The organism is Paenibacillus thailandensis (genome assembly GCF_042685365.1).
Classification (GTDB): Bacteria; Bacillota; Bacilli; order Paenibacillales; family Paenibacillaceae; genus Paenibacillus_AP; species Paenibacillus_AP thailandensis.
The window spans coordinates 1-1,306 of the sequence record NZ_JBHUMY010000017.1; the positions used below are offsets into that span (position 1 = coordinate 1).

The following is a 1,306-nucleotide window of genomic DNA, read 5'->3' on the forward strand; positions in this document are numbered from 1 at the left end:
CAATACGACGTACATGATGGCCTTTTTCTTCATTCTCTCAGCTCTCCCGTTATATTCTCTCTTTACCGCTTATAAACTTACGGATTGGGCCGGGGCCGAAGCGGCTACCGGCTCCTCTTCCCCGCTGCGGGACATGTTGCGCTCCGCTCTCCTCTCTTTAAGCACAAGCAGGTAGACGACCGCCAACATCCCGGCTAACAGCAGTATCGCCTCTCCGAACTCCGGTATGAAATATTTCAGCGATCCTCCCCGGAATGCCAAACCCCTTATAAACTCGAGCTGCCAAAATAAAGGCAGCAGCTTGCTGAAAAATTGCAGCGGCTCCGGCAGCATCAAAACCGGAAAATTCGCCCCGCTCAACAAAAAGGACGGCAATATAATGATAATGCTGCGTTTGCCGGCCTTGGCGGGATTAGCGGCGGTCCAGCCGATAATCATGGCAAAAAAGCTGAGCAGCAGCGTGTAAATGAAGAACGGAATGAACATTTCAAACGCGTTTGCTTCAAAACGCATCCCGCCGACCTGTTTTAAAATGCCAAAGCTCAAAATAAAAGAAACGCAGCCTACGAGCGAATACGGAACGATACGCAGCACCAGCTGCAGCGGGTTGGCCAGCGCCTCTCCCAGCTGCCCGGCCTCGCGCAGCCGGGGCACGATCGTCAGCGATGCGCTTCCCAGAAGAGAAATCATGGCCGTGTTCACAAAGCCGACCACGGACGTCGTCATCGTGCTGTTCGTCGGATTGTAAAGCGTTCGCTGCTGCAGATTCAAGCTGGTCATCATGCCCGCGACCGCGCTGTCCGAAAGCCCCATCGCCTTCAAGGTGCCGGAATAGACCGCGGCGTTTTCCGTTGTGATGACTTCGCTCACGCCGCTTCGAATGGAACCTACCGCACCGGTCACGATGTTATCGACATAAAACCCGATGTTCGTCTGCGCGCCCTTCAGCCGGTTCTGCTCCAGTCCGGCCGGCAGGTACAGAACCGCGACGTATCGTTCGTTATAAAGCAGCATATTGGGGTCAATATCATTGTCGAACACGCCTTCGACGGAAATGTACTGGGAAGCGTCGAGCTTGCCCACCAGCTCGCGGCTGTACTTGCTGTGGTCCAGATCGACGACGGCCAGCGGCGCTTCGTTAATCTGGTTATTTTTGAAGACGTACCCGAATACCGTTGCCATCAGAATAGGCACAACGATAAAGACAATGACGGACTTGCCGCTTATGAGCAGCTTCCATTCCTCGATAAAAGCCTTCATCACGCTTTAACCTCTACCGTCATTCCCGGCAGCAGCTCCGGCGTGC

At 54.2% G+C, this 1,306-nt stretch carries 1 protein-coding gene; it reads right to left on the bottom strand.

Features of this window, described 5'->3' with window-relative positions; all coding sequences use genetic code 11:
• Nucleotides 1–69: 69 nt before the first annotated feature.
• Nucleotides 70–1,260 (bottom strand): ABC transporter permease, encoded by a 1,191-nt coding sequence (locus ACFSW5_RS16360; RefSeq protein WP_379275239.1) that lies wholly within the window; start codon nucleotides 1,258–1,260, stop codon nucleotides 70–72.
• Nucleotides 1,261–1,306: the final 46 nt, after the last annotated feature.